General features: G+C 71.9%; 2 protein-coding genes. One reads left to right on the forward strand and one right to left on the reverse strand.

Annotated elements, in window-relative coordinates; genetic code table 11:
* Positions 1 to 486: mycothiol conjugate amidase Mca (gene mca / locus AC0CYZ_RS07450; RefSeq protein ID WP_472213843.1), on the reverse strand; the 486-nt coding region annotated here is incomplete at its 3' end.
* A gap of 301 nt (positions 487 to 787) precedes the next feature.
* Here mca and AC0CYZ_RS07455 point away from each other — a divergent pair.
* Positions 788 to 1,060 (forward strand): GreA/GreB family elongation factor (locus tag AC0CYZ_RS07455; RefSeq protein WP_472213841.1); only part of this gene is annotated, 273 nt, incomplete at its 3' end.

Raw genomic sequence — 1,060 nt, forward strand, 5'->3', positions numbered from 1 at the left:
GTCGGCGGCGGAGTCGAACGCGCGCACCGAGATCTCGTGCGTGCGGATGTGGTCGGGGTGCGGGTAGCCGCCGTTCTCGTCGTACGTGGTGATCACGTGGGGACGGAACGCGCGGATCTCGCGGACGAGGCGCTGCACGCCCTCGTCCATCGGGGTCAGCGCGAAGCAACCCTCGGGCAGCGGGGGCAGCGGGTCGCCCTCGGGCAGCCCGGAGTCGACGAACCCGAGCCAGCGGTGCGCCACGCCCAGGATCTCGGCGGCGCGCGCCATCTCGGCCCGGCGCACGCCCATCATGTCCGCGAGCACCTCGGGGCGGTCCATGGCGGGGTTGAGGATGCTGCCCGCCTCACCCCCGGTGCACGTGACCACCATGACCTCGACGCCCTCGGCGACGTATCGCGCACAGGTCGCCGCGCCCTTGCTCGACTCGTCGTCGGGGTGCGCGTGCACCGTCATCAACCGCAGCTGATCTCCCACACCATCCATCATCCCCTCCACCCCCGACAGCCTGCCGAGCCGTGGGGTCCCGACCCCCGCGAGGACACGATCGTCGCAGGTGGCGAAGGCTCTGTGAGATTCCGCGAAGATCCGGGAACCTCCTGGGGGCGTCGTTCGTACGGGTCCCCCGGGCCCCCCAACGTGTTAGTGTCGCCCGACACGGCCCGCATGCCGCGGGTCGTGTTTTTCCGTCTGTGGACGCCCCCGCCCCGGCCTCCCCGGCCGCGTGGAGCACCGACAGGCAGCCGCCCCGTGACCACGGGACCGGACCTCCGAGGAGTTGATCGCCGTGACCGAGACGCAGACCCAGGTGACCTGGCTCACCCAGGACGCTCACGACCGCCTCAAGGCCGAGCTCGACGACCTGGTGGCCCAGCGTCCCGCGATCGCACAGAAGATCAACGCCGCCCGCGAGGAGGGCGACCTCAAGGAGAACGGCGGCTACCACGCGGCCCGCGAGGAGCAGGGCGTGATGGAGGCCCGCATCCGCCACCTGCAGGAGCTGCTGCACACCGCGAAGGTCGGCGAGACGCCCACCGAGTCGGGGACCGCCGTCCCGGGC

This window comes from Actinomycetospora sp. (assembly GCF_055612215.1).